This window comes from Povalibacter sp. (assembly GCF_036735925.1).
Classification (GTDB): domain Bacteria; phylum Pseudomonadota; class Gammaproteobacteria; order Steroidobacterales; family Steroidobacteraceae; genus Steroidobacter.
Genome location: NZ_DAINNK010000071.1, coordinates 1 through 25,574, shown reverse-complemented (window position 1 = coordinate 25,574; position 25,574 = coordinate 1). Strand labels below are relative to the sequence as shown.

Sequence of the window (25,574 nt, the reverse complement as noted above, 5' to 3'; positions counted from 1 at the left end):
GTCAACAGAAGACCCGCGATGCGAATCGGGCAGGTGGATTGAAATTCCTATCCGCTTTGCGGAGCAAACGAGACCTACTCGGCGCCAGGCGCCAGGATTTCGTAGCCGCGCTTGCGCAGACTCTCAAGATAGCCATTTTCCCCAAGCAGATTGCTCATCGGCACGAAAGCAAGCGTGCTCTCATTCTTCGTCAAGGCTCTGCCTGCCGCCGCAAACCACAATTCGTCCATCTGCTCGCGCAGATTGGTGGGGACCGGGGTAACCATCGCCAGCGAATCGATGATGGCCTTCTCGCATGCAGGCCCGGGATCAGGCAGCGGCGGCAATTCTTGCAGCTTGGCGAGATCGCCCGTGGCCCACGCGCTGGCACGCGCCTCTTCCACTTGTTTGTTTGACAGGGCCTCGGCGAGCTCGACTGTCTTCGCGAAACATTCCTCGTCGGCGAGCTTCTCGCGCGAGAACACCTTGAGCTGACGACGAAGATCATCCGTCTTGAAGGTGAATTCGAGGGTGGGCGTCGTAACGGGAATCTTCTTCGTCCGAACCTGCTCCCAGACTTCGGGCCAAGACCCGCCAAGTCCAAGCCGCAATTCCTTGATCGCCGCCTCGCGTAGCTTTTCGGCCACCAGGAAGGGCCGCATTTTCTCCACCCCAGAATCGCGACCGAGGTAGAGCTTCTTTTGCACCAGCCAGCGCGCGTATATGTCGGGCGGGATCAGTTCCTGCAGCGTGGCTTTGTCGGGATTCCTGCGCAACTTCAACGCCGCCGGCACCAGGGTGAGCATACGGAACACGCCGACCTTTTCGTCAGGATTCAGCGAGAACCCCGGCCGCTGGAGAATTTCCTGCGATTGCGACGCGACGTGCGCCACTTGCTGCGAACGAAAGCGCATCCCCTTGGGAAGCAGTGGCGGTTCACCGACAATCCAGAGCGTGTGTCCCGGATGGTCAGGATGCGTGATCTGCCACATACCGGGTCCCGCGTACTCACCCGCGACGACGACTGTCTCTATCGGTGATTCGGCCATCGGAGCATCGGCCGCGGTCGCCGTCATGGCGCCGATCAGCATCAGCGCGGTAGTCAGAGCCTTTCGCATGTCATCGGTCCTTCAATTGCCGGCTGAACGTCTCGATGGCCTCGAGCACTTCTTGTTGATTGGATTGGATCAGCCAGTGAGTCGCCTTCGGCATCTCCAACGCCTCACCCTGGCTCACGCCGTGCCGGAATAGTTCGATGTTCTTGCGCCGGGTGCCGTTGCTGAGGCGGCCGATTTCTTCGAGCGTCGCCTTCAACTCCGCATCTTTCATGTCGTACCAGGGTGGCAATGCCTTGCCTGGATCAGGGATCGCATAGATAGCCAGCGCCGGAATGCTGATCGCCGCGTAATCCGGCGCCTCAACCGCCGCGACAATCGCCTGCTGCGCTCGCACGTCCAGGTTCGGCATGCCGGCGAGAAAGGGCTTGTCGACGTTCCACATGGCGATGAGCTCGCCTTCCGGCAGCCGCACATGCCCACGTTCGGCGAGCAGTGCGCTCATCGCCTGGTAGTTGCGCATCGCCTCGGGCGCGATGGGCGGTTCCGGCGGGAGGCTGCGGCTGAGTACGCTCTGGCGGGACTTCCTCACCGCGTTGCCGGAACGGTCGTAGGCTGCATCCAGGTAGACGAGCCCGTGGAATCGCTCCGGGTGATGCCCGCCCAGCCACGTGAGCTCTTCGCCGGCGATCGAGTGGCCGACCAGGAGTGCTCTCTCCAGCTTCAACGCGTCCATCACCTGCAGCACATCATGGGCGAGCAGGGGAGTGTCGAAACCGTAGTTAGGCCTGCTGGAGTAGCCGGTGCCGCGCCGGGTGATCGCGATCACTCGATGCTTCCGGGTGAGCATCGGTGCGAACTCGTCGTAGCTGTGCGCCGTGGCGCCAAGGCCCGCGAGCAACACGATGGGCGAGCCCTGCCCACCGAAGTCCAGCACTTCGAGCTGAACGCCCTTGTCTACGGTGATGGAAGTTGCCTCGTGCTTGGCGCTGTCGCGCCAGAGCGCTTGCTGGAAGTGCTTCCCTTCAGATGAGGGCAGTGGGCAGGTGCGCGTGTCGTTGCCCAGGATGCCCGGCAACTCCAGCGACTCGTCGACATAGCCCGCGAGTGTCCAGGCGGTGACGGTGACGTGATCACTCTTCGTCAGCCAAGGCGAGCCAATAGGTAGCTTGACGCTCTGGCCGAAAGGCCAGCGCGCCCAGCGCGGCGAATAGTCCGGCAGGCCGTAGACACGACTCGCGGGAATGTCCTCGAGCTCGGCGCTGACCTGCGCCGGCTGATCGAAGCCGGAGAAACAGCTCACATTGATGAAATACCCCGTCGAATCGCGCTTCGCGCTGCAGTAGCCGAGCTTTGGGACAGCGTGGTGCCGCCCGTCCGAAGGCAGCCGGAATTCATGCGGCTCGAGGAGCGCGAGGTAGTAGCGCAGCTTGAATTCCACCTGCGGCTCGCTGCTCAACTGACTCACGGCGGGCTCGGGCAGAACCCAGGCATGGGACAAACTATCGCCTTCGGTTTCGTACGCGGTGGGCCGCAACGAGTAGATTGGCGGCGAGCCCGACCCTGACGAGTACTCCGCTGATACGTAGGTGAGACCCACGCGCCAGTCGGGCGGCAGTCGCCGTGGTTCGATGGACGTCAGGAAGACGACGGACTCCGGTCCCGCCACGGCCTGGTCCTCGTGCGTCCAGTCCCGCACGCTGACGGCTCGGCGGGCCTCTGCGAATGCTGGATCCGCCGCGAGATCACGTAGGCGGGTCGCGGCGAAGCAGGTACGCAGGTTACGAAGGTAGATAGCGCTGGTGTCGGGCGCGGGTAGCGCTTGCGGATGCACGAGCGCGGTTTGTGCTGCGTATACGGTCTTCCAGGGAAGCAGCCACATGGGGAGCAGCGTCAGCAAGACAAGGGCCAGCATGGTGACGACCAGCACAACCCTTGCAGCCCGTATACGCCGCCGCCACCAAACCAGCCAGCAGGCCAAGCCGAACAGCACGAACGCCACCAGCGTACCCGGGACGGTGGTGAACCAGCCCAGGCCGACGCCGAACAACGCTTCGCCGATGGCGGGTTGTAATGGTCCCGGCGCGGTCACGAAGGGCGTGGGAATCACGAACGCGCAAATGAACAGCCCGAGCACCACGCCAATCCCCTGCAAGAGCGTGCGGGTGACCAGCGCAGTGATCAGCAGTAGCGGCAAGACGGCCACTACATGAGTGAAGAGGGGTGTCCCGTTCGAGTCGTATAGTAGCAGCGCTCTCTGCAGAGTCTCCGCCATGGATGATCCAAGCGTCGGTTCGATCACCAGCGTCGCGATTACCTGCGATAGTCGCAGCACGGTAAACAGCAACAACAACTTTGCCGTGAGCAATTCCGCCCGGGGCATGGGCCGGCACAGCCAGTCGTGTGTCTGGCTGTCAGGTGGGTCGAGCTGAAACACCGCGAGAATGAGGGCCGTGCCCGCCAGCAATAACACCGGCTGCCGGAACATGGCGGTCCACGCGGGCACCAGCTCCAGGCGCATGAGCAGGAGGTCACCCGCGAACAGCAGAGCCACCATCAGGATCATTGGATAGAGGCAGCGGACATCCTTCTTGAGGATGGCGGCGACGATACGAAGATTCATGTTGCGGAATTTCGCTTGTGCTGTTGCATGAGCGCGTTAGCGATCGCGCGCAGGGACATCGGCTCGCATTCCATCTTGACGGCGCCGAAGTGTCGGGCCAGTTCCTGGTACAGCGGTCCATCTCCCTCGTAGTGAGTAGCGATGAACCGCAGCCGGTGACCGTTGATGGTCGGCAGCAGCCAGCCCGGCGGCAGCGGCTGCGGTAGTTCCTTCACCGCCGAAAGCGTGACGTGCACTTCGCGGAAGCGCGCCTGCAGATCCTCGATGGCCTCCTGCAGCAGCAGCTTCCCGTTCTGCATGAACGCCACGTGGGTGGTGAAGCTCTCGATCTCCGCGAGCTCGTGTGAGGAGATGAGGATGGTGGTGTCGGCAGCCTGCTGCAGCAGACCATTGACCACTTCATCGCGCACCAGTGTGTCGAGGCCGCTCAACGGCTCGTCCAGCACCAGTAGTTTGGGGCGGTAGGCGAGCGCGGCCACCAGCAGCGCCTTCATGCGCATGCCGTGGGAGAGATGCCGGACCTTGCGCGTGGACGGCAGCTCGAATTGCGCGCAAAGCTGCGTTTCGAGCACGCGATCCCATGCCGGATAGAGACTGCTCAGGTATTCGAAGTAGTGCGCGAGGGAGAGCGCCTCCGGCAGCTTCTGGCTCTCGGAAACATAGCCAATGCGCTGGAAGTCGGCAGGCTCAAGCCGGTGCGACGGCGTCCCGAGCACGTGGGCCTGCCCGCGGTCGGCCCGCAGGATGTTCATCAGCAGTCGGATCGCGGTGGTCTTGCCCGCGCCGTTGGGTCCGATGAGCGCGAACACCGAGCCTTCCGGTACGCGCAAATCCAGGTCTTCGACCGCCTCGAAGCGACCGAACTTCTTCGTCAGGCCCCGCGTCTCAACGATCATTCGAGACAACTTTGATTCCGCGCAGCTCGGTCCAGGTGTCTTCCACCGCCTGCTGCACTTCATCGAGCCCCGCGCCCACGCGCATGGCCTCGACCACGAGCTTTTCGACTTCGTCTTCGAGCAGACGCTTGCGATCGCCCGCGCGTGCCTTCGGCGGTTGCGCCACGAGGGTGCCGACACCCGGCTGGGCCACCAGCCAGCGTTCCTGGATGAGGTGCTGCACCACCTTGTGGGCGGTGTTCGGATGGATCTTCAGATCCAGTGCCAGCACGCGCACCGAGGGGAAGGCCTCACCGGCCTTCAATTCGCCCGCGAGGATGGAGCGGGTCGCCGCGAACACCACCTGGTCGAAGATCGACTCGCCGGGAATCAGCTTGAGCTTGAACGGGACCATGAGTCCTCCAGTGTCACATCATTACTGTGACACATGGATGGGCTCGCGTAAACCGCAGCGTTTAGCTGGAACCTCCATCGTTCGTCGATGCGGCTCTTCGGCGATCGTGGCAAATCCGGTGGCTTGTACCGAGCAGGCCTGGCCCCACGACCAAGCCTGCTCGGCTCAGAAATCCAGCTCCGCGATCAACGAGATCGAGCGTGGCTCGCCGAAGAACAACCAGCGCCCTCCGGATAGGCATCTGCGATGTATTTCTCGTCAGTGAGATTGCGCACGTTGAGGTGCAGCGTCGTCATCTCGTTGACCTGGAAGCGTGTGCCGATGTCCATACTGCTGACGATCATTGCGCCGCTGCACGACACGGCGCACGGGGTGAGGGGGTGGATTCAGCGGTGGTGGACCCGCTCGGCGTGGGGTTTGCGGGCAGAACGATCCCTGACGAGTGGCATCCGGGCCGGATTTGCGGAGTCAGGGGCTTTGACCAGCCGTCCGGGGTCAACAGAAGACCCGCGATGCGAATCGGGCAGGTGGATTGAAATTCCTATCCGCCGACGGGCGGGCATTCGTTCACCTCTTGTTGTTCACGGGAAGCTCGACGATGGCAATCCTGGAACCTGTCGGGAATTGTCCTCCGGTTCGTGCTCAGCTTGCGAGCAGGATTCGCAGAGACGACTCAGGGATTGACTCGGGGATTTCCCGATGCGCGCGCAGCAATGACAATTGCTGTGACTCGCCTCACGTACGCGCGGGTAAACTCGTGCGGACAGTGCCCGATAATCAGGTCGCCCACCAGAACGACAACACGGCGACGGGACAACAAGCGGGACCCACGGAGATCATGCTTTCATCCAACGAGCATTGGCTGGCGATTGCGGATGAGTTCTACAGCGCGGCCGTAGACAACAGTCGCTGGGAATCCGCCCTCGGCAAGCTCGCCGCGGCCACCGGATCGAGGAGCGGGGAGCTGATTGCCATCAGCGGCAATGCGTCGATCCCGATCAACCTCATCACGAACATGGATCCGGGGATTCATGTGGCCGCTGAGGCCCTTCGCATCGGCGATCCCGCGGTCAATCCGCGCGTCGCCGCCGGCATGGGCGCGTCCTTGCTGGCAACGAGGGTGGAACGTGATTTCATGACACCTGAAGAGCATGCGATTCATCCGCACTACGATGAATTCGCGCGCGTCTGGGACATTCCTTACATCTGCCTCACAACACTCGACCGAAATCCCGACCTGCTGGTTGGACTTGCCGTCCTGCGTTCGCAGAAGGAAGGACACATCGAGGCGCCCGCGCGCACGGTGTTCTCCACCCTTGCACCGCACGTTCGCGCCGCTGTGCGGATGCAGATGGCGCTCGCGGGCCAGGGAGCGAAGCTGGTCGCGGGCACGCTCGAAACAATGTCGCTGCCGGCTTTCGTTTGCGATCGCAGCGGCTCGGTCGAAGCGTCGACGGCCCAGGCCGAGGCGATCGTGCGCGGACAGCGCGGTCTTTCATTGCGCAACAGTAAACTTCGCGCGTTCCACGACGAAGATGACCGGATGCTCAACGATGCCGTCGATGCGGCTGCGTTGGGACTGCGCCGCCCAGGCGCGCCGTCGTCGCGAACCGTCGTCGTGCACGGCGGCGAAGAGTCTGCGCCACTGGTGCTCGACGTCATGCCGCTTCCTTCCAATGCGATGTCGTTCCTGTCCGGACCGCGTGTGCTGATCGTGGCGCGCAGCTCCCAGGGCGCCGAGGCCCGGAAGGCCGCGATACTGCAGGGCTTCTATGGCTTTACCGCAGCCGAGACGGACATCGCCCTGCTGCTGGCGCGCGGCGCATCGACGGAAATGATTGCGCAGCAACGCGGCGTGGCAGTGGGCACCGTTCGCTCGCAGATCAAGAGCCAGCTTGCCAAGCTGCGCGTCAGCCGCCAGGTCGAACTCGTCGCGCGACTCGGCGAGCTGTAAATGAGCAAGGCTGGCTTGCGCCGGCCTTGCTGTCTCACGTCAACGAACTATCGCCCGCATCAGTCGGTGTTACCCGCAGGGATGCGTCGCATGCTCCCGTAGTCGTCCTCATCGTCTTCAACGATGTCGCCGTTGACGAAGTACTCCTCTTCCAGCGGGTCGTCGCTGGATTCGCACGAGTCCTCGCCGCTTTCCGTGTCGACGCAGAATTCATACGTGGAACGGTACGACGACATGTTCGGGCTATCCCAATCGAACGCCTCGCGCAGGATGCCGACACCCAGGTGTTCGTCGGACTCGTCCGGCAGCGTGGAGACTTCGAACATCACGCCATCACGCGAGCCGCCAGGGAACTGCAGGTATGCGGAGATTGCGAACTGATGGTCGGCTGCGCCAGTCCGGCTCCAGCGCCACGCACCCCAGATTTCGTTCGGCACTGAAGGCACGCGCTTGAAGATCATCCCCGACGGATCCGGCTCGTCGTTCGCCCACAGCACCAGTGCATCGCCTGCAGCATTCGGCGCGAAGAAATACGCCTGCTGGAATGGCTGGCCATTCGGCCCGGTCTTGCCGTTGTGGAACAGCCCGCACTCACCGTTCGTGTCGACGATGACATTCGCCGGCACGACGAGACCCGGCCTGGCCGTCAGCGACAGCTCGCCGTACTCCGGCCCATTGCCGTTCGCCTCCAGGTTGCCGGTGGGATAGTCGTGGGGAACGCAGCTGGCATCATTCTCCTGGCCGCCCAACAGGTAACTTCCGTCCTCGAACATCGTCAGCATGAACAGGCTTTCCTGGTCCGCCAGCTCGACATCCGGATCGAACTGCGCGATCCATGCTCCGGCCAGGGCTTCGTGGGTAATTGCGGGCGCTGGCAGGCGTGTGAGACCGGTGATGTCGCCATCACCCGCGTCGAAGACCAGGCGGTCGTTTTCATCGATGAACAGGCGGACGCCGGTGAGGTGGTTCGAGACGCCTGCGGTGTTGTTCGTGTCGATTGCATCGGCACAGGCCGCCGTGTCGAGCGTGACCGTCAGATTGTCGTTGGCATCCACGCTGTAGCAACCTTCCTCGATGCCGGGGCTCGCGTCGTCCTCTGCATGCGGGGGCGCTGATTCGACCTGCAGATAACGGCCCGTGAGGCCATCTTCGGTCGAGGGGAAAAACGTGAGCGTGAACGGAACTCCCTGCATCAGCGCAGTCGGTCCGACCCATGCGCCGGCCAGCGTCAGCGCCTCGCGCTGCAGGCGAACGAAGCGATACGACACCGTTCCGTCGGCCTCCTTGAAGACCAGACCCTTGTCGGTCATTTCGAGAATCGTGGTGTCGTTCGTTGCACCGGTGACAGGCTCGTTGAAACCGCAGTAGCCGTCGGTCTCACGAATGATCTGCGCCTTGGGAACATTGAACGCGTTGGTGAGCGGATCCCAGGTGTAGCGACCGAACTCCATGCCGTTGCCGTTCGCATCGCTGAAGGCCGTTGCGTTGACAGCAGTGGCGCCTTCCGAGAGGTTGCAGAGGGGCTCGTTGTGCTGACCGCCCAGCAGATAGACACCACTGCGGAAGATTGTCAGCGTCACGGCCTTCTGTGTGATCGGCGCGAAGTTCTCATTCGCGCGCACGTAGACACCCGCAAGCGAACCCGGCCCCTGGCTCTGGAAGTGAGCCACTGCCTCGGCGCGATCAACCTGATTGAGTATCGCTTGCGGTGCGGCCACGCTCACGGCCGCCACGAGATTCGTCATCGACGTGGTAAAGGCACCCTCTGCGGCCCCCAGGTCGACGGCATTGGCGCCGACGGCTGCGCGGATCTCGCTCGTGAAGGAGATGCCGTCATCCGGATTGCCGTTCGAATCGAGCGACTGCAGCAGCACGAGCAGATTCGTCGCGACATTTTCGGCACTCGCGTCATCCGTCGTCACCGCCCGCGCAATCGTCATCGGGTTGACGATGCCCTGCGCGGTGACCGTGCCCAGCGAGAGTGCGCCGAGCGAGAAGGTGACCGTGTCCCCTTCGTTGTATTCATAACGACCCGCCGCGTCGGTAAGACCCGTCAGGTTCGAGCTGGTCGTGTACGAGAGCCCTGCGACTGGTGCGTCGATGAAGAAACCTTCGGCCCGCGCGCCCGGCGTGCTGCCGCCTGTGCCACCGGTGCCACCAGAGCCGCCCGTGCCACCCGTTCCGCCAGTGCCGCCAGTATCACCACCGGTGCCACCTGTTCCGCCGGTGCCGCCGGTACCACCCGTGCCGCCCGTACCACCAGTACCGCTATCGCCTGCAGGAGGCGTCGGATTGGAATGATCATCGGCGCCGCTGCATCCCGCCAGCTGAGCTGAGGCTAGCAACGCGAGCGTGACCGCTGCGATTCGCTTCGAAGTTCTCGTCTTCACGTTCGTGTCCTACCAGAGTTCATGACCGCTCGTTTGCGGCCGCGCAAAAGGTAAGGAGCACGCGGGGCAGCGGCATTGCCCATTTTGGATATGCACGCGGTGGCCGTCATGAAACTGTGAACGGCTGCGCAACGATCGACACGAACTGTGACGTCGCGCTCGCAATTCGCTTCATGGAGGGCCAGGAAAAATCGTGAAGGCGCGCACACACAGGGATCATCGCGGCCAACAGACTACGGTGAGGCGCGCATGAGAGTCATCGTGCTGGGTAGCGGCGTGATCGGCGTGACGTCGGCATGGTATCTCGCGAAAGCCGGCCACGAAGTGCGCGTCATCGACCTGCAGCCCGGCGCTGCGCCCGAAACCAGCTACGCGAATGCCGGCGAGATTTCGCCCGGCTATGCGTCGCCGTGGGCTGGGCCGGGAATGCCCGTCAAGGCGATCAAGTGGCCGGTGGTCGTCGTCTCGCACGACGAACGATTCCTGCAGGGGTGTGAGCTGCGGCAGGAGCTAACGATAGGAGCGCCAGGGTGAAGGGGCTCAGCGCCGGTGCAGCGCCGCGACCACGCCGGCCAGCAGGTTCTCGAAGAACTTCGGTCGATAGCTCGCGCGGTAGTCAGGCGCAGGCGCAATCGTGTCCGGCAGCCAGTCGAAGCGCGCGAACGTGGTGGCCGGTGTCCTCGCCGTCCCCTGCGGACCCGCGCGCTGAATCATCAGTGTGAGTTCGTTCAGATGCAGCAGAAACTCCGGCGACATCGGCTGTGGCCGGCCTTCCTGCAGGGCGCGCGTCATTTCGGCAAGCCCGACGAACTTGTCGGTCGCATAGACCTGCCGTCGCCGCAGCCAGCTCACGAAGCGGTTCTTGAGCGAGGTGCCGACGGCGCGTTCTTCCGCGCCATGCGATTTCCAGCGCCGCACCAGCGGCAGGCGTCGTCCGCCGATGCCGACCAGGCGTCCGATGGCCGGATGCGTGCGCACGGTGTACGCCTTGCGAGCGCTGAGACTGACGCGCGAGAAGCGTTCGAGCCGCACTGGCGACTGATCGTGAAAAATGTTGTCGACCGTGATCTCGCCTTCCTCGCCGATCACGCGGAAGCGGTGATCGCGCGGCGCCACCCACGAACAGGTGACGCGCGCGGCGACGCCATTGGCGAAGTCGAGACAGGCGACGGAAAGATCTGCAGTGTCGTTCGGCGACAGCGGCGCAGGTGTTTTCTTGTCCGCCACCAGATGCTTCGAGAAGGCGGTAACGGATGTGACCGGCCCGAACATCGCGCACAGCCATACCAGGTGATACGCGACGTGCTCCACCGTACAGCCTTCCTGCAGTTCCTCGGCGTAAGGGAAGGGCGCGCCCGTCGGACTCTGTACCTTGTCGAGCTGCATCAGATGTGCGGGATTGTCGTCCAGCTCGGCATAGACGAGCACGGGCTTGCCGATCGCGCCGTCGCGCACGGCCTTCCATAGCGTGCAGATCGAATCGGAGTACAGGTTCGGCGGCGCGCCGGTGAACACCACGTCGCGCGACTTCGCCAGCTCGACGAGTTCGCGCGTGCGTTCCAGTTCAGTCGTCAGCGGCTTTTCCGAATACACGTGCTTGCCGGCCTCGAGCGCGCGTTTGATGACGTCGTAATGCGAATGGATGCTGGTCAGGTTGACGACGATCTCCACGCGCGCATCGGCCAGCAGCGCCTCGTAGCTCGGGTAGGCATGAAAGCCGTAGTGCTTCGACACGACGGCCAGCCGCGCCGCATCGATGTCGAAGACGCCGCACACGTCGAGTTCCGGATAAGCCCACTTGCTGCGCATGTAGATGTCGAACACATAGCCGCAGCCGACGAACGCGATCTTCATGCCTGGCCGATTCCCTGCGCTGCCTGCCGATGGATGCTGTTGCGGATCGCTTCCGAGGTCGCGGCGACGGCGATGCTGTCGTCGAGCGGCATGATCCTGCTTTCGATGTCGCCGCGGCCGATGCAGGCGCGCACTTCTTCCGCTTCGTAGTGATAGCCGTTGCCGGCGTAGCGATGATCGAGAAGCGTGCCGCGGCTGCGGCTCGACCGCCCGGTGCGTTGGGCGAGGTGATGGATCAGCCCATGCTGGCGCAGGCGCGCCTTCCAGCCGAACTGCGCTTCCTCATGGCCGCGCGGCGCCTCGCGCGAAAGATAGAGTCCGTAAGGGCGAACGATGGAGCCGCGCACGCCGAGCATGCCTTCCGTACCCAGCACGTGGAAATCATCGGGCGCCCAGGCGCGCAGGCTGACGAAGAACGAACCGATCGCGCCGCTTGCGTAACGCAGCTGGAAGGCGGCGTCTTCATCGACGCCCGATGAGCCGATCGTCCCGGTAGCCTGCACCAGCGTCGGCGTGCCGAGCAGCCATTGCCCGAGCGAGAGCGCGTAGGCGCCGAGATGCGCGACGGCGCCGCCGCCGAGCGCGGGATTGAACATGCCGTTGGCAGCCTGCGGAATCTGCGAGGTGCCGAAATTGCCGCTGACCCAGCGCACATCGCCGATGGCGCGCTCGTCGAGCTTCTCGCGCAGGGCCTGCGCGGCTGGAAGAAATCGCGTCCACATCGCTTCCATCGCGAACACGGATCGCGTGCGGGCCGCTTCGGAAATGCGGATGGCATCGTTCGCCGCGCAGGCCAGCGGTTTCTCGATCAGCACCGGCAGTCCCGCTTCGATGCACATCAACGCGTGCGCTGCATGTTCGGAGGGCGGCGTCGCGATGTACACCGCGTCGACGCCGCCTTCGGTCGCTGCTTGCGCATAGCCCTGGATCGCGCGCGGAATGTTCATCGCTGCTGCGAAGCGCTGCGCCTTCTCGTGTGATCGCGAAGCGACGAAGGTCGCCTGCATGTCGCGCGCTGCGGCGAGCCCCGCGACGAATTTCGCCGAGACGGCGCCCGTGCCGAAGATGCCCCAACGAAATACTGTCACTCGTCCACCGCTGATCGAATCGACATTCTGCTTCTGTCGTGGCCCTGGGCAGTCTGGCGGCAGACTTGCACGACTCGGGCCAGAACGCGGTGGGCACAGTCGCGGTTCCTTGGCGACGGATGTTTATTGCCGAATTTCCGTCGACGCGCCAAACCCCCGGTTTCTGCCGATATTCCATGCGTTTCGCGCGGCGTCTAATAAGTAGCAGGGGCATGAGCGCTGGCCCCAAGTTCGCATTTGCGCGGTGCGTCGTTGCGAACACCATAGGCTCACGCGGGGAACTGCCTCAGTTGAACGCGTCCGACTTTGCAATCAATAGATAACCAAGCAGGAGATCAGACTATGCGCGGACCCAGTCTCTTACTCAGTGGCGTCGTCGCGTCGTTGCTCGCGGCATCGGCGTTCGCCCAGACGAGCGTCGACCGGTCGTTCACCACCGTCAGCAAGGATTGCCCGGGAATCCAGTGGTCGGCGGAAGCGTTGAAGGCCTATCCGAACATTGCCAAGGCGTGCCAGGCGGTCGAAGAGCGCAACGGCAAGACCTATGTGAAGTTCGCCGGCCGTGTCGAACGCAACATCAATCGCGGCGAGCAGCTCAGGATCAATTTCCGCGATGGCGACACGCTGACGCTGACGCCGCCGGCCAACACGACGCTGTACGTGAACGGCAAGGAAACGCCGGTCGCCGATCTGCAGCGCGGTGACAGTCTGCAGTTCTACGTGCCGGAAGATCAGTTCGTCGCGCAGGTGGCACAGAACGATACGCCGCAGACCCAGTACGTCGTCGTGCCGATCGTTTATCGCGAAGTCATTCGTGAGCCCGAACAGTCAGCGGCGGTCCTGCCGCATACCGCCGGCGATCTGCCGCTGGTAGCGCTGTCCGGTCTGATGATGCTGGGCCTGGGTGCCGGCTTCACGATCGCGAGAAAGAAGAAGCACTGATCGTTGCGAACAACCGCGCACCTTCTCCCTGTCCCTCCCTGCAGGGAGGAGGTGTCGCCGGTTCAGCCGCCCGCCGTCTGCGGTTCCGCCCGGGCGTGCACGATGAAGCGCTGCGGCGCCGACCCCACGAAGTAGAACGGATAGCAGGTGACGAGCGTGATCGTCGCCGACGTCGTCGGTGCGAGCACGCTGACGTTGTCCGGGTCGACGATGTCGAGCCGCGTGACGCGGTACTCGCGCGTTGCCGTCAACGTTTCCAGCAGCAGGGTGTCGCCGACTGCGATGTCCTTGAGCGGTCGGAAGAAACCGTCGCGATGTGCGGCGATGCCGATGTTGCCCGAGGCACTGTCGATGTCGGCGGTACCTTCGATGCGGCCCGCGCCGCGATTCAGCGTGAAGTCGCTCGTACCTTCGTAGACGGGTACTTCCAGTTTGAGTTTCGGAATGCGCAGCACGCCTTCCGGAACCCCCTTGTGACTGAGCGTTTCCTTGTATTCCTGCAGCCGCCTGGCGTTCCACAGCGACGTATCCGGCGTGCTGGTCTGCAATGTCCTGGCTTCGCCGCCTGCAGCCGGCGGGGCCGGAGTTGCAGCGGCGATCTGCTGCACGTAAGCGGCGTGCTCATCGCGTGCCTGCCGCAGCGCATCGATGCCATCCTCGCTCGCGTAGGCCGACCACGCGCGTACGCCCGCATAGGTCGCCAGCAACAGACCGCCGGCGGTCCAGCAGAAAATTTCCAGAACTCGTGTCACGCGCATCCCGGTAGCCTACCGCAGCGTCGCTGGGTCGCATCGGTGGCTTCGGTCACTACCTATCGGCGAACGCCGATCGACGGGACGAGGTGGCAAACCGGCACAAAAGTGCGCTAGCTTCGACGCCCGCCGGCAGGGAAGAGCAATGTCATGGTGCGGTGCGTTTTCAGCGACTACGACCAGTTTGCCGATGCCATCAGCGGCCTCGATGGCCGCTACCTCCCGACCGCGCGATCCGACAAAACCTGGTGGATCGATCCCATGCGGGTCGGCCGGTTGCATCTGCAACAGCTGCAGGTCGGTGCCCCGGCGACGTTTGCCGGAGACGGCGAGGCTTTCGCGGCCCTGACCGTCGGCATTCCGTTGACGGATCCCACCGCCATCCGCATCGATGGCGAATCCTTGCGCAATGACTCCTTCATCCTGATCCGGCATGACCGGCCGTTGACCTATTCGTCGCTCGATGCGACCCGCTGGGCGGGCGTGACGGTGCCGTTGCAGTTCGGCGAGGACGTGCACTTCAGGGACGCGGCCGAGTGGAGTGCGGCGATGCTGAGCCGCACCAGCGTGACGGCCAATTCGGCCGCCCTGCGCCGGGTCAGTCTGCTGGTCGCGCTGCTGTGCTCGGGAGGCGATTCGATCAATGTCGACGATCCCGCCGCGCTCGCGGCGGCGGAAGAGGAAATTCTCATCGCGACCGGACAGCTGCTGCATGCCAGCACCTGCGTGAAGCCGTCCCGTGCCGGCCGTCCGCGCGTGACGCGCGAGCGTGTGATCGCGCGCTGTCTGGATCATTTCCGCGAGAACACCGGACAGCTGATTCTCGTGGGCGATCTGTGCCGGGTCGCCGAAGTGTCGGAGCGCACCCTGCGCAATGTGTTCCACGAGTATTTCGGCGTGGGGCCGGTGCGGCTGTTGCGGGCGCGACAGCTGCAGGAAATCCGTACGGCGCTGATGAAGGCCGGGCCGGCGCGGACGGTGTCGGAGATTGCCGCGCGCTTCGGCGTGTGGGATTTCAGTCTGTTCTCGCGCAACTATCGCGCGCTGTACGGCGAGACGCCTTCCGACACGCTGCGCAACTGGCGGCCGCATCGCGATGCGGCGCCGGCACTGGCACTCGAAGCCGACGCGATCCGTTCCTGGATGAACTACGCCTCGCGTCGCTTCCATTCGCACGCGCCGCTGCCGGCGGCGCAAGGCGCCTGAGCAACGCTCAGCAGCTCTCCGTCACGGCCGTGCCGCCGCGCGGCGGCGAACCCGCTGGATCGATCCGGTGCAGGGTGAAATGCACGGCCGTGCCGCGTCCCACTTCGCTCTCGATCCAGATGCGGGTGTCGTGTGCATCGACGATGCACTTGGTGATGTACAGGCCCAGCCCCGTACCGTGCCGTCCTTCGCGCGAGCCGGACCAGTAGGCGTCGAACACCAGCGGCAGATCCTTCGCATCGATCCCGGGTCCGGAATCAGTCACCGAAATCTGCACCTCGTCCTCGCAGCGCCGCGCCGCGATGCCGATCGTGTCGCCATGCCGGCAGAACTTGATGGCATTGCCGAGCAGATTGGCGAGCACCTGCAGGATCCTTTCGCGATCACAGTGCACGACATCGTTCGGATTGTCGCAGTCGAGCATCAGCCGGATGCCCTTGGCCTCGGCCAGCGGCTCGTGAACCGCCGCCGCCTCGCTGGCGACCTTGCCCACCAGCTCCGGCTTGATCGACACGGCGATGTGTCCGTTGCGGATGTTGGTCATGTCCAGCAGGTCGGCGATGACGCGGCTCATCAAATCGACCGTGCTGGAGAGGCGGCTGTGGATCGCGGCCTTGACGTCCTCGCTGAGCTTCTCCGGCCGGCGGCTCAGCAGCTGCACGCCGCTCTTGATCGCCTGCAGGAAATTGCGCACGTCGTGCGAGACGACGGCCAGCACGTCCTCGCGCGCCTGCACGGCTTCGCGCAGCTGCGCTTCGCTCTGCTGCAGCTGGCGGAACTGGTCTGCGAGGCGCTTGCGCTGCTGGTCGAGACTGATGAACGTATCGGCCTTGTGGCGGACCGCATGCGTATCGAGCGGCTTGAGCAGAAAATCCACCGCGCCGGATTCATAGCCGCGAAACACGCGCTGCGCATCGCCGGTGCCGGCCGTGACGAAAATGATGGGGATGTACTTCGAGCGTTCGGCGCCGCGCATGAGTTCGGCGAGTTCGAAGCCGTCCATCTCCGGCATCTGCACGTCTAGAAAGGCCAGCGCGAACTCGTGCTGCAGGATCAGTTCGAGCGCTTCGGTGCCGGAACGCGCGAAGAGAATCTCGGCATCCTCGCGCCGCAGCAGCGCTTCGAGAGCCTCCAGATTCTCCTCGATGTCATCGACGAGGAGGATTTTCGATCGGTCGGTCATGACGGACTCCGTGAGCTGACCGTCGTGGAACGTGCCAGCAGTGCCGGCAGCCGGCGCACGATGTCATCGGGCGACCCGGTGAAGGTCGGCTGGAACAGAGCGAGTGCCGCCAGTGGCATGGCCCCGGCTTCGGCAGACGCGGGCGTCTGCACGATGGTAATCGCACCGGCGGCGTGAATCTCCTGCATGGCGGCCGCGCCATCGACGCTGGCGCCGCTCAGCAGGATGGCGATCATGGCCGCGCCGTACGTGTCGCGCGCCGATTCGAACAGCACGTCGATGGACGGTCGCGAAAAATGCACCGGCGCATCGGCCGACAGCGCAAAGGCGCGATGCGACTCGACGAGCAGGTGATAGCCGGGCGGTGCGACGTAGACGGTGCCCGGCACCAGCGGCTCCTTGTCTTCGGCCTGTTTCACCGGCAAGGCGCAATCGATTGCGAGCAGTTCGGGCAGGCCGTCGGGCGGTCGCGACGACAGATGCAGCACCACGATCACGGGCAGATCCAGCGCGGCAGGCAGGCAGCGCAGGATCGCGCGCAGCACATCGAATGCGCCGGCCGATCCGCCGATCAGCAGCGCGGCGACCGCCGGTCCGGGTGCGATGCCCTGTACCCCGAGTGCGCCGCTCATCAGTCGATCCTCCGGAAAATCTTCTGTCCCGTTCCCATCTCCTGGAAGCGCGTCGCGTGGGCGGAGAACCGCACGGACTCCCGGGTGCCGAGACACAGAAAACCGCGCGGACACAGCGCCTCGGCAAACAGACCGAGCGCGCGGTCCTGCAGTTCGCGATCGAAATAGATGAGCACGTTGCGACAGGACACGAGCTGCACTTCCGAGAAGATGCTGTCGGTCGCGAGGCTGTGATCCGCGAACGTGATGCGGCGCCGCAGTTCCTGCGACATCACCGCGTTGTCGGCATCGGCATGATAGAAGTCGCCGAGCGAGCCCTGTCCGCCGGCGGCGCGGTAGTTGAGGATGAACTGCTGCAGGCGATCCAGCCGGTAGATGCCGGCCTGCGCGCGCCGCAGGCTGTCGTCGTTGATGTCGGTGGCGTAGATGAGCGTGCGATCGAGCAGGCCTTCCTCGGCGAGCAGGATCGCGTACGAATACGCTTCCTCGCCGGTGCTGCAGCCGGCGATCCAGAGCTTGAGCGACGGATAGGTGGCGAGGATCGGCACCACCTGCCGGCGCAGCGCCAGGAAGAATTCGGGATCGCGGAACAGGTCGGTCACCTGGATCGTGAGATAGGCCAGCAGGCGCGGAAACATGTGCGGGTCGTGCAGGATGCGTTCCTGCAGGCCCGAGATGCTGTCGCAATGCAGTCCGCTCAGCGCCTGCAGCAGACGCCGGCGCACCGAAGCGATCGCGTACTGGCGAAAGTCATAGTGATAGCGCTGATAGATCGCCTCCAGCAGCAGCCGGATTTCCAGGTCTGTGACCTCCGGCCTCAACGCGGTGCTCCGGGCGGCGGCATCCAGATGCGCAGCAGCGACAGCAGCTTCTCGATGTCGATCGGCTTGGTGATGTAGTCGTTGGCGCCGGCGTCGAGGCAGCGCTGGCGGTCGTCCGGCATGGCCTTGGCCGTCAACGCGATGATCGGCAGGTTGCGCAACGCCGGATGGCTGCGGATGCGGCGCATCGCTTCGAGCCCGTCCATCTCCGGCATCATGATGTCCATGAGCACGAGGTCAATGTCTTTGCGGCGTTCCAGCGTCGCCAGTGCCTCGTTGCCGTTGCGCGCGATCTCCAGCAGCGCGCCGTGCGGTTCGAGCACGCGACTGATGGCGAAGACGTTGCGCACGTCGTCCTCCGCGAGCAGGATGCGGCGCTTGTCGAACACCGATTCGCGACTGCGCGCGACGCGCAGCATGCGCTGCTGTTCGGCCGGCAGCGAAGCTTCGACCCGATGCAGGAACAGCGTGACTTCGTCGAGCAGCCGTTCCGGTGAACGCGCGCCCTTGATGATGATGGACTTGGAATAGCGGCGCAGCTGCTGCTCTTCGTCGGCCGACAGCGAGCGGCCGGTGTACACGATCACGGGCGGGAAGGCGTAGGAGTCGTCCTCCGCCATCTTCTGCAGCAGCTCCAGGCCCGAGGCATCGGGCAGCGACAGATCGAGCACCATGCAATCGAAGGTCATCTTCTGCAGTTGCCCGAGGGCCTCCGCCGCCGTGGGCACGGCGACGGTTCGCACCAGCTCCGACTGCAGCAGCCGCTCGATGCTGTCGCGCTGCAGGCGGTTGTCTTCCACGATCAGCACATTGCGCTGTTCCTGTGCAGCCTTGCTCTCCAGGGCGGCGAGCGCGGTGATGAGCTGTTCGCGGTCGACGGGCTTCTTGAGCACATTGGCCGCGCCCATTTCCAGCGCCGTCTGCGAATAGTCGAAGCCGGAGATCACCTGCACCGGGATGTGGCGCGTCGCCGGGTTGTGTTTCAGGCGGTCGAGCACCGACAGTCCGGTGTGATCCGGCAGCCGGATGTCGAGCACGATGGCCGTGGGCCGGTGACGGAACGCCATGTCGATGCCTTCGTCGGCCGACGAGGCGATGAGACAGTCGAACTGGAAGCTGCTGGCCAGCGTCGCGATCGTGGCGGCAAACGCCGGATCGTCTTCGATGATGAGCAGGATGCGACCGCTCGTTGCCGCCGCCGGCGGTACGTCCGCGGGAGCCGCCGACTTCGCGGCGCGTCGTGCAGGTGTACTGTGCGCCGTGCCCGGTGAGAGCGCAGCGGGCGGCGACGCCGGCGTCGCACGCTCCTGCAGCGGCATCGTCTGCGGAATGAGCAGCGTGAATGTGCTGCCGGCGCCGGGAACGCTCTGCAGTTCGATACGTCCGCCGAGCAGCGCCGCCAGTTCGCGGGAGATCGACAGGCCGAGACCGGTGCCGCCGAAGCGACGGTTGGTCGTGCCGTCGGCCTGCCGGAACGGTTCGAAAATGATGCCGTGCTGTTCCGCCGCGATGCCGATACCCGTGTCTTCGACCGCAAAACCGATCCAGTCCGCGCGATCCGCGCCCTCGGGCACGAACACACTCAGCCGCACGTGACCCTGCATCGTGAATTTCAGGGCATTCGACAGCAGGTTCTTGAGGATCTGGCGCAGGCGCTGCGAATCGGTGCTGAGCGCCACCGGCACATCGGCAGCGACGTCGATCTCGAATGCGACCGACTTCTGCTCGGCCAGCGGCGAGAAAGTCTGGCGCATGTTGTCGAGCAGCGATTGCATGCCGATCGTTTCGCGTTTGACGTCGATCTGGCGCGCCTCGATCTTGGACAGATCGAGGATGTCATTGATGAGTTCGAGCAGATCGTTGCCGGCGGAGTAGATGTTGCTCGCGAACCGCACCTGCTCCGCGGTGAGGTTGCCGTCCTGGTTGTCGGCGAGCAGCTTCGCGAGGATCAGCGAGCTGTTGAGCGGCGTGCGCAGCTCGTGTGACATGTTGGCGAGAAACTCGCTCTTGTACTGGTTGGCGCGTTCGAGTTCGCCGGCTTTCTCGCTCAGCACAGTCTGCGCGCGCGTGAGATCGTCGCGCTGCTGCTCGAGCATCTGGGTGTATTCCTCGAGCTGCGTGTTGTTCTGCGCGAGCTGCAGCTGCTGCATTTCGAGGTGCGCCTGCGATTCCTTCAGCGCCCTGGTCTGGACCTCCAGCTCCTCGTTGCTGACGCGCAGTTCTTCCTGCTGCGTCTGCAGTTCTTCGGCCTGACGCTGCGTTTCTTCCAGCAGGTCTTCGAGGCGCGTGCGATCCCTGGAGGCGCGCACCGCGCGCGCCAGCGATTCCGACGTGCGCTCCAGCAGTTCGCGATGAGCGCGCGTGGTTCGCTGCAGGAATCCCAGCTCGATGACGGCCTGCACGTCCTCTTCCGTCATTGCGGGGGCGATCAGCAGTTCGCGCGGCGCCGTCTGGCCGAGGGCGGAGGACACCGGCAGATAGTTCGCCGGCAGGTCCGACACCTGCAGCGTGCGCCGATCGCGGGCTGCCTGTCCGGGCAGACTGTCGCCGGGCCGCAGCAGCGATTCGGCTGCCTCCGGCGCGAGCGCATAGCCCGCGACGCGACGGAAATTGCCGTCGCTGCCGGCGATGTAGATCGCGCCGACCTGGGCGCCGAGCGAATGCGCCAGGAACGACAGGGCCGACTCGCCCAGCACGCCGAGGCGGTTCTCGCCCTGCAGGCGCGTGGCGAACTGCATCGACAGGATGCGCAGCCATCCTTCCATTTCACGCTGTCGATAGTCGCGCGACGACGTCGTCGCGAACACGGCGATCAGCACCAGCAGCAGCATCGCGCCGCCGACCGTGACGAAGACGGAGAACTGCGAGGCCTGCTGCCAGTCCGCTTCGCGCTGCTGCAGGAGCGTGTTCTCGTCCTGCACCATCGTCGCCACGTACTCGCGAATCTGGTCCATCGTGGTCCGGCCGCGGTCGGTGCGCACGGCGGCGATCGCGTCCTGGACATTGCCGGCGCGGCGCAGCTCGATCGTGCGGTTGAGTTCGGCGAACTTGGCATCGATGAGTTCCTGCAGCGTAGCGAGCCGTTCCAGCTGGCGCGGATTGTCGGACACCAGTTGCTGCAGCCGCCGATGGCCGGCAGTGACATTCGATGCCGACGCGGAGAAAGGCTCGAGGTAGGTTTCATCGCCCGTGAGCAGGTAGCCGCGCTGCGACGTTTCGGCGTCGATCAACAGGGCCTGCAGATTTCGCAGTGCGCTGCTGACTTCGACGGTATGCGCGACCAGTTCGCGCGATTCGGTGCGGCTCTGCAGCGTGGTGTAGGTGGCGATGCCGATCAGCAGCGTGGCCAGGATCTGCAGCACGAAGCCGACGAACGTGCTCCAGGGCAGCGGCAGTCGGGAATGAACGTGATGGATGTCGGCAGCGGCTTCGTTGGCTGTCATTGTTGTAGTCCGAGGAATCTCGACGCCAATGGTACGGGAGGCGTCGGGGCATGGGTCGGGGCACGGGCTGTCGGGACTTGAACTCGAGATCCGCAAGCCGGACGAGCCGCACTTGCCGGAAATGGCCGGAAATGGCGGTCCTCCCGCAACCGCGGCGTGCAACGCGTGGGTGCTTGTAAAGGTTCCGCCGACAGCGGCGCCGTCGACGACGGTCTCGGTATCGGGCGTTCCCGCTCCCACGGGAACTCCCGGCGGCCCGTTTCTAGATCCTTCCCATCAGCAGCAACACGATCAGCACGATCAGGACCACACCCAGCAGGCCGCTCGGTCCATAGCCCCATCCCCGGCTGTACGGCCAGGCCGGAACCGCACCGATCAGCAGCAGGATCAGAATGATCAACAGAAGGGTGCCCATGCAGACTCCTTTGAGTGAATGAACGTTGTCGTGACGCCCGCTCAATTCGCGTCGGGCATGACAAGTTTCCGCAGGGACGCGGCCGATCATCACGGCACCTGCGATCGCAGCGCGAACCGCGTCGGCACGGCCAGTTCCATCGAGACTACGAAAACGACCGACGCGACTTCGAGCGCGAAGACACCGCAGCTTACGGCCGGTCGACCGAAGGCATCGGCGACTATGGCGGCTACGGCGGCGGCAGTCGGGGGACTTACGGCGAAGACGCCGGCCGGCGCTGGGGCAGCGAATCCCCGTACGGCAATTCCGCATACGGCAATGATCGCGGCAGTCAGTCGCAATCGCATCGCGGCAAGGGACCCAAGGGCTATCAGCGTTCCGACGAACGCCTGAAGGAAGTGATCTGCGAACGTCTTTCGGACGATCCGCGCATCGATGCCAGCGAGATCACCCTGACGGTGAGCGGCGGCACCGTGAAGCTGACCGGCCTGGTCGACAACCGTCGCGACAAGTTCGAGGTCGAGGAACTGGTCTCGCAGTGCAGCGGCGTCAAGGACGTGGACAACCAGCTGCGCGTGCAGCCGGGATTCGCGACCGGCTATGGCGCCAGCGGCCTCGACAGTGCGTCATCCGGCTCGCGGCGACCGGAGGCGACATCGACGACTGCGGGCCTGAGCAGTCCTGCGAAGAAGCAGTAGTCAGTCGTCAGCGGGAGGGCGGTGCTCGTCCTCCCGCTGCCGTTCCCGCAGGTTCCGGGTCAGGCGCGTCATGAGTGCGCAGCGACGCGGTCCTTCTGCTGTTGCTTCTTTTCCCGCTCTTCGAGCACGAGCGTGTACGCAACGTAGTACTTGTAGATGTTGCTGACGTACTGGACGGTTTCCTGGCCGACCTTTTCGGCCACGACCTGCTCGACGTTGTTGAACCACTTGTTGGGATCGAGCCCGCGCTGTTCGGCCAGCTTGCGCAGGCTGCGGATGCGATTCGGTCCCGCGTTGTAGGAAGCGAAGGCGAACAGCGCCTTGTTGATCTCGTCCATCGGCTCGTTCGCGTAGTACTCGTCGATCATAAAGCGGATGTACTTCACGCCGGCATGGATGTTCGGCTCGAGCTTGTGGATGTCGCCGACCTTGAGGTCCTTGCCGGTCGCCGGCATGACCTGCATGACGCCCACGGCGCCGACCTTGCTGCGGACCTTCTGATCGAGCCCGGATTCCTGGTAGCCCTGCGCGGCCATCAGCACCCAGTCGACCTTGTACTCGCCGCCGTACTTGCGAAACAGCTGGCCGAGTTCGGCGAACTTCTTCATCTCGGCATCGGTCGTCGCGTTCTTCACCCAGCGCGTGTCCTTCAGATATCGCTGCAGCACGACGTTGCCGAACTGCGTGCCGCGCGCGACAGTCTTCATGAACGCGTCGAGTTCCGCCTTGAGCTGCGGACTGTTCTTGCGGATGGCGAAGGCGATGTCGCCGCCGTCGTTCACCACCAGATCCTCGCGCACCTTCATGGCCGGGAAGACATTGGCCCAGAACAGGCCGAGATAGCGATCGACCACCGTGTACCGGATCAGTCCGGCATTGACCATTTCGAGCACGTCTTCGTCCTCGAAGGTGGCCGGGGCTTCGCGCAGCACGATCGGCGACTTGCCGCGCCGGCGCAGATCGTCATTCAGCGCGGTCAGGCTCTCGTAGTAGCTCGACGCCCGGCGCACGAACACTTCCCGTCCGGCGAGATCGTCGATGGACGCGAGGGCCGGCGCATCCGGCGCGGTCACGACGATTTCCTTGACGCCCTGCGCGAGCGGGGCGGCGAAGTCCACCTGCGCGGTGCGCTGCGGCGTCACGGTCAGGTTCGTCGCGACGATGTCGCCCAGGCCGGCATTGAGATGCGGCAGCAGCTGGTCGCGCGAGGTCGGGATGAAGAGCGTCACGACGCGCAGCTTCTTCAGCTTGTGCTTCTTGTTCACCGCCTCGCCGAACGCCTGCATCATTTCGTAGCTGAGTCCGCGCTGCGTGCCGCCGTCGATGAAATAGAACATCTTGCTGTGCGGCACGAGGATGCGAATGACGCGCCGTTCGATCATCGCGTCGAGATCGCCCTGCCAGGGACGATTGGTCAGGGTGATGTCGAGAGGGTCGTCGGCGGGTTCGTCGGCAGCGGTCGCAGCCGACGGTTCATTCGCGGCAGGCGGGGTCGTCGCATCGTCAGGCGCAGCGACCGCGGCAGGGGGCGCTGCCTCCGTCGTATCCGGCGCCGCTTCCTTGCCGTCGCCGCCGCCACAGCCGGCCAGAAGGCACGTCGCGATCAACGCTACGGGACGCAGCATGCGCTTCTCCTGTCGTCACGGTGCGCGGATTATTTCTCCCGATCCTGCGGCGCCGCATCCGTAGTAGAGGAAGGCGGTCTGCCGCGTCTACGGGTGATAGCGCTGATGCAGCCGGTTCATGCCCGCGATCCAGCGATCGCGATCCGCGACCTTGCGCTGCATGTACTCGGTGACCTCGGCGTGCGGCAGGATCAGGAATTTCCCGGCTGCCAGCCCGGCGACGACGGCTTCGGCGACCTCTTCCGGCTCCATGATGCCGTTCACGCTCGCGACGTCGCCTTCGTTCCCCGCGATCATGTCGGTGCGCACGGCCTGCGGGCACAGGACCGATACCTTGATGCCCTGGTGGGCATGAGTCAGTGCGATCCATTCGGCCAGGCCGACGGCCGCATGCTTGGTGACGGTGTAGGTGACGCTGCCGATCTGGGACAGCAGTCCGGCGGCCGACGCCGTGTTGAGCAGATAACCGCCGCCGCGCTGGATCATGCGCGGCACCAGGTGACGCGCCGCGTACACATGTGCCATGAGATTCACGTCCAGCATTTTCTGCCAGGCCGCATCCGGCGCATCGAGCCCCTGCCCGACGCCGATGCCGGCATTGGAACAGAACAGATCGATCGGGCCGTGCGTGCGCTCGACGGCCTCGATGAACGCCGCGATATCTGCTTCGTTGCCGACATCGACCCGATGCGCGGACCCGCCGATCTCGGCTGCGACGGCCTGCGCGTTCGGCAGATCGATATCTGCGACCGCGATGTGGCGCGCACCCTCGCGCGCAAACCGCCGAGCCAGTGCCCGCCCGATTCCCTTGCCGCCACCCGTGATGGCGATGACTTTGCCTGCGAGTTGCATGTGTGTCCCCCTGAGGTCATAGGAATGAGAGCCGCAAAAGACCGCATAAAAGAGGCAAAGAGGTCAGAAGGAAGCGATCTTCTTTTGCGGTCTTTGCGGCCTACCGTTTCCGCATGATAGCGGCCCGCAGCGGCAATCCGCAGTCGCGCCGCCGATGGCCGCGCGTATATTCGTGAAGAACTGCAGTCGGAGAGAAGCCATGAATCCCGGGCATCCATTCCTCGTCGTCGCAATGCTGGTGGTGCTGTGCGCGTGTTCCGATCGTTCCGCCGCTCCGGCTGCGCCAGTGCCGTCGTCGCCCGCCACGCAGGCGCCGGCGGTGAGCCGCGCCAATCCGGCCTCCGAGAACTGCATTCAGCAGGGCGGTCAGCTGCGCATCGAGAAAACGCCCCGGGGCGACGAGTACGGCGTCTGCATTTTCGAAGACAACCATCAATGCGAAGAGTGGGCATTGCTGCGCGGAGAATGCCCCGCCGGCGGCCGCCGCATCACGGGATACGCCACCGAAGCGGGACGCTATTGCGCCATCACGGGCGGCACGTACACGGTCACTGCCGGCGACGATGCCGCGACCGAGAAAGGCACCTGCCAGTTGCCCGGCGGCAAGCAGTGCGATGCGGACGCCTATTTCCGCGGCGAGTGCACGCGTAACCGATAACTGGCCGCCCAAGGCAAAGATATGTCTTGAGCGCGCTGGCCGCGTTCCCTTTGCCGCGCAACTCGACGAGACTTCGCCTCCGTTATTCCTGTTCATACATAACGAGAAAGCGTC

21 protein-coding genes and 1 pseudogene are annotated in these 25,574 nt (G+C 64.4%); 6 read left to right on the top strand and 16 right to left on the bottom strand.

Annotation, left to right across the window (positions count from 1 at the left end; genetic code table 11):
- Positions 1-74 precede the first annotated feature (74 nt).
- The 5 genes from V7D81_RS18310 to V7D81_RS18290 form a co-directional block, all read right to left on the bottom strand.
- Positions 75-1,097: a TraB/GumN family protein gene (locus V7D81_RS18310; RefSeq protein WP_324318939.1), complete on the bottom strand. Its 1,023-nt coding sequence runs from the start codon at positions 1,095-1,097 to the stop codon at positions 75-77.
- 1 nt (position 1,098) lies between these two features.
- On the bottom strand, positions 1,099-3,657 hold the full coding sequence (locus V7D81_RS18305) for an alpha/beta fold hydrolase (protein WP_324318937.1): 2,559 nt from the start codon (positions 3,655-3,657) through the stop codon (positions 1,099-1,101).
- The gene (locus tag V7D81_RS18300; protein WP_324318935.1) at positions 3,654-4,553 is read right to left on the bottom strand and encodes an ABC transporter ATP-binding protein; all 900 of its coding nucleotides are present in this window, start codon (positions 4,551-4,553) and stop codon (positions 3,654-3,656) included. Before V7D81_RS18300 ends, V7D81_RS18305 begins: the two co-directional genes overlap by 4 nt.
- Positions 4,543-4,947 carry a GntR family transcriptional regulator gene (locus V7D81_RS18295; protein ID WP_324318933.1) on the bottom strand — a complete coding sequence of 135 codons (405 nt, stop codon included), beginning with the start codon at positions 4,945-4,947 and terminating at the stop codon, positions 4,543-4,545. The genes V7D81_RS18300 and V7D81_RS18295 overlap by 11 nt, the downstream gene beginning before the upstream one ends.
- Positions 4,948-5,132: 185 nt before the next feature.
- A complete protein-coding gene (locus tag V7D81_RS18290) occupies positions 5,133-5,291 on the bottom strand; it encodes a hypothetical protein (protein WP_324318931.1) in 159 nt (52 codons plus the stop codon).
- Between the two features lie 254 nt (positions 5,292-5,545).
- Here V7D81_RS18290 and V7D81_RS18285 point away from each other — a divergent pair, with 254 nt between their 5' ends.
- Positions 5,546-6,901: a helix-turn-helix transcriptional regulator gene (locus V7D81_RS18285; protein ID WP_324318929.1), complete on the top strand. Its 1,356-nt coding sequence runs from the start codon at positions 5,546-5,548 to the stop codon at positions 6,899-6,901.
- Positions 6,902-6,960: 59 nt separating this feature from the next.
- Here V7D81_RS18285 and V7D81_RS18280 read toward each other — a convergent pair whose 3' ends face one another.
- Positions 6,961-9,291: a hypothetical protein gene (locus V7D81_RS18280; protein WP_324318927.1), complete on the bottom strand. Its 2,331-nt coding sequence runs from the start codon at positions 9,289-9,291 to the stop codon at positions 6,961-6,963.
- A gap of 249 nt (positions 9,292-9,540) precedes the next feature.
- Between V7D81_RS18280 and V7D81_RS18275 the strand changes: the two are divergent.
- Positions 9,541-9,741: pseudogene (locus V7D81_RS18275) on the top strand (FAD-dependent oxidoreductase); the annotation flags it as partial.
- 90 nt (positions 9,742-9,831) lie between these two features.
- On the opposite strand, the gene V7D81_RS18270 reads toward V7D81_RS18275, so the two are convergent.
- Together V7D81_RS18270 and V7D81_RS18265 are read right to left on the bottom strand one after the other, a co-directional pair.
- Positions 9,832-11,145, bottom strand: a complete 1,314-nt coding sequence (locus V7D81_RS18270) for a Gfo/Idh/MocA family protein (RefSeq protein ID WP_324318923.1) — start codon at positions 11,143-11,145, stop codon at positions 9,832-9,834.
- Positions 11,142-12,233, bottom strand: coding sequence for a Gfo/Idh/MocA family protein (locus V7D81_RS18265; RefSeq protein WP_324318921.1), 1,092 nt, complete (start codon positions 12,231-12,233; stop codon positions 11,142-11,144). The genes V7D81_RS18270 and V7D81_RS18265 overlap by 4 nt, the downstream gene beginning before the upstream one ends.
- A gap of 342 nt (positions 12,234-12,575) precedes the next feature.
- Between V7D81_RS18265 and V7D81_RS18260 the strand changes: the two genes are divergently transcribed.
- Positions 12,576-13,175, top strand: coding sequence for an LPXTG cell wall anchor domain-containing protein (locus tag V7D81_RS18260; RefSeq protein ID WP_324318919.1), 600 nt, complete (start codon positions 12,576-12,578; stop codon positions 13,173-13,175).
- Between the two features lie 62 nt (positions 13,176-13,237).
- Here the strand turns inward: V7D81_RS18260 and V7D81_RS18255 are convergent, their stop codons facing one another.
- A complete protein-coding gene (locus tag V7D81_RS18255) occupies positions 13,238-13,927 on the bottom strand; it encodes a class D sortase (protein ID WP_324318917.1) in 690 nt (229 codons plus the stop codon).
- 150 nt (positions 13,928-14,077) lie between these two features.
- Between V7D81_RS18255 and V7D81_RS18250 the strand changes: the two genes are divergently transcribed.
- Positions 14,078-15,133 carry a helix-turn-helix domain-containing protein gene (locus tag V7D81_RS18250; RefSeq protein ID WP_324318915.1) on the top strand — a complete coding sequence of 352 codons (1,056 nt, stop codon included), beginning with the start codon at positions 14,078-14,080 and terminating at the stop codon, positions 15,131-15,133.
- 7 nt (positions 15,134-15,140) lie between these two features.
- Here the strand turns inward: V7D81_RS18250 and V7D81_RS18245 are convergent, their stop codons facing one another.
- The 5 genes from V7D81_RS18245 to V7D81_RS18225 all read right to left on the bottom strand — a co-directional run bounded on the left by V7D81_RS18245 (position 15,141) and on the right by V7D81_RS18225 (position 21,627).
- The gene (locus V7D81_RS18245) at positions 15,141-16,316 is read right to left on the bottom strand and encodes a hybrid sensor histidine kinase/response regulator (protein WP_324318913.1); all 1,176 of its coding nucleotides are present in this window, start codon (positions 16,314-16,316) and stop codon (positions 15,141-15,143) included.
- The gene (locus tag V7D81_RS18240) at positions 16,313-16,948 is read right to left on the bottom strand and encodes a chemotaxis protein CheB (RefSeq protein ID WP_324318911.1); all 636 of its coding nucleotides are present in this window, start codon (positions 16,946-16,948) and stop codon (positions 16,313-16,315) included. The genes V7D81_RS18245 and V7D81_RS18240 overlap by 4 nt, the downstream gene beginning before the upstream one ends.
- On the bottom strand, positions 16,948-17,769 hold the full coding sequence (locus tag V7D81_RS18235; RefSeq protein ID WP_324318909.1) for a CheR family methyltransferase: 822 nt from the start codon (positions 17,767-17,769) through the stop codon (positions 16,948-16,950). The genes V7D81_RS18240 and V7D81_RS18235 overlap by 1 nt, the downstream gene beginning before the upstream one ends.
- The gene (locus V7D81_RS18230) at positions 17,766-21,212 is read right to left on the bottom strand and encodes a response regulator (protein ID WP_324318907.1); all 3,447 of its coding nucleotides are present in this window, start codon (positions 21,210-21,212) and stop codon (positions 17,766-17,768) included. Before V7D81_RS18230 ends, V7D81_RS18235 begins: the two co-directional genes overlap by 4 nt.
- 262 nt (positions 21,213-21,474) lie before the next feature.
- Positions 21,475-21,627 carry a DUF3309 family protein gene (locus V7D81_RS18225; RefSeq protein WP_324318905.1) on the bottom strand — a complete coding sequence of 51 codons (153 nt, stop codon included), beginning with the start codon at positions 21,625-21,627 and terminating at the stop codon, positions 21,475-21,477.
- Positions 21,628-21,641: 14 nt separating this feature from the next.
- Between V7D81_RS18225 and V7D81_RS18220 the strand changes: the two genes are divergently transcribed.
- Positions 21,642-22,325, top strand: coding sequence for a BON domain-containing protein (locus V7D81_RS18220; RefSeq protein WP_324318903.1), 684 nt, complete (start codon positions 21,642-21,644; stop codon positions 22,323-22,325).
- Between the two features lie 68 nt (positions 22,326-22,393).
- Here the strand turns inward: V7D81_RS18220 and V7D81_RS18215 are convergent, their stop codons facing one another.
- Both V7D81_RS18215 and V7D81_RS18210 read right to left on the bottom strand, forming a co-directional pair.
- Positions 22,394-23,950: a transglycosylase SLT domain-containing protein gene (locus V7D81_RS18215; RefSeq protein WP_324318901.1), complete on the bottom strand. Its 1,557-nt coding sequence runs from the start codon at positions 23,948-23,950 to the stop codon at positions 22,394-22,396.
- An 87-nt stretch (positions 23,951-24,037) separates the two neighbouring features.
- Positions 24,038-24,802, bottom strand: coding sequence for an SDR family oxidoreductase (locus V7D81_RS18210; RefSeq protein ID WP_324318899.1), 765 nt, complete (start codon positions 24,800-24,802; stop codon positions 24,038-24,040).
- A 199-nt stretch (positions 24,803-25,001) separates the two neighbouring features.
- Between V7D81_RS18210 and V7D81_RS18205 the strand changes: the two genes are divergently transcribed.
- Positions 25,002-25,460: a putative hemolysin gene (locus V7D81_RS18205; RefSeq protein ID WP_324318897.1), complete on the top strand. Its 459-nt coding sequence runs from the start codon at positions 25,002-25,004 to the stop codon at positions 25,458-25,460.
- Positions 25,461-25,574: the final 114 nt, after the last annotated feature.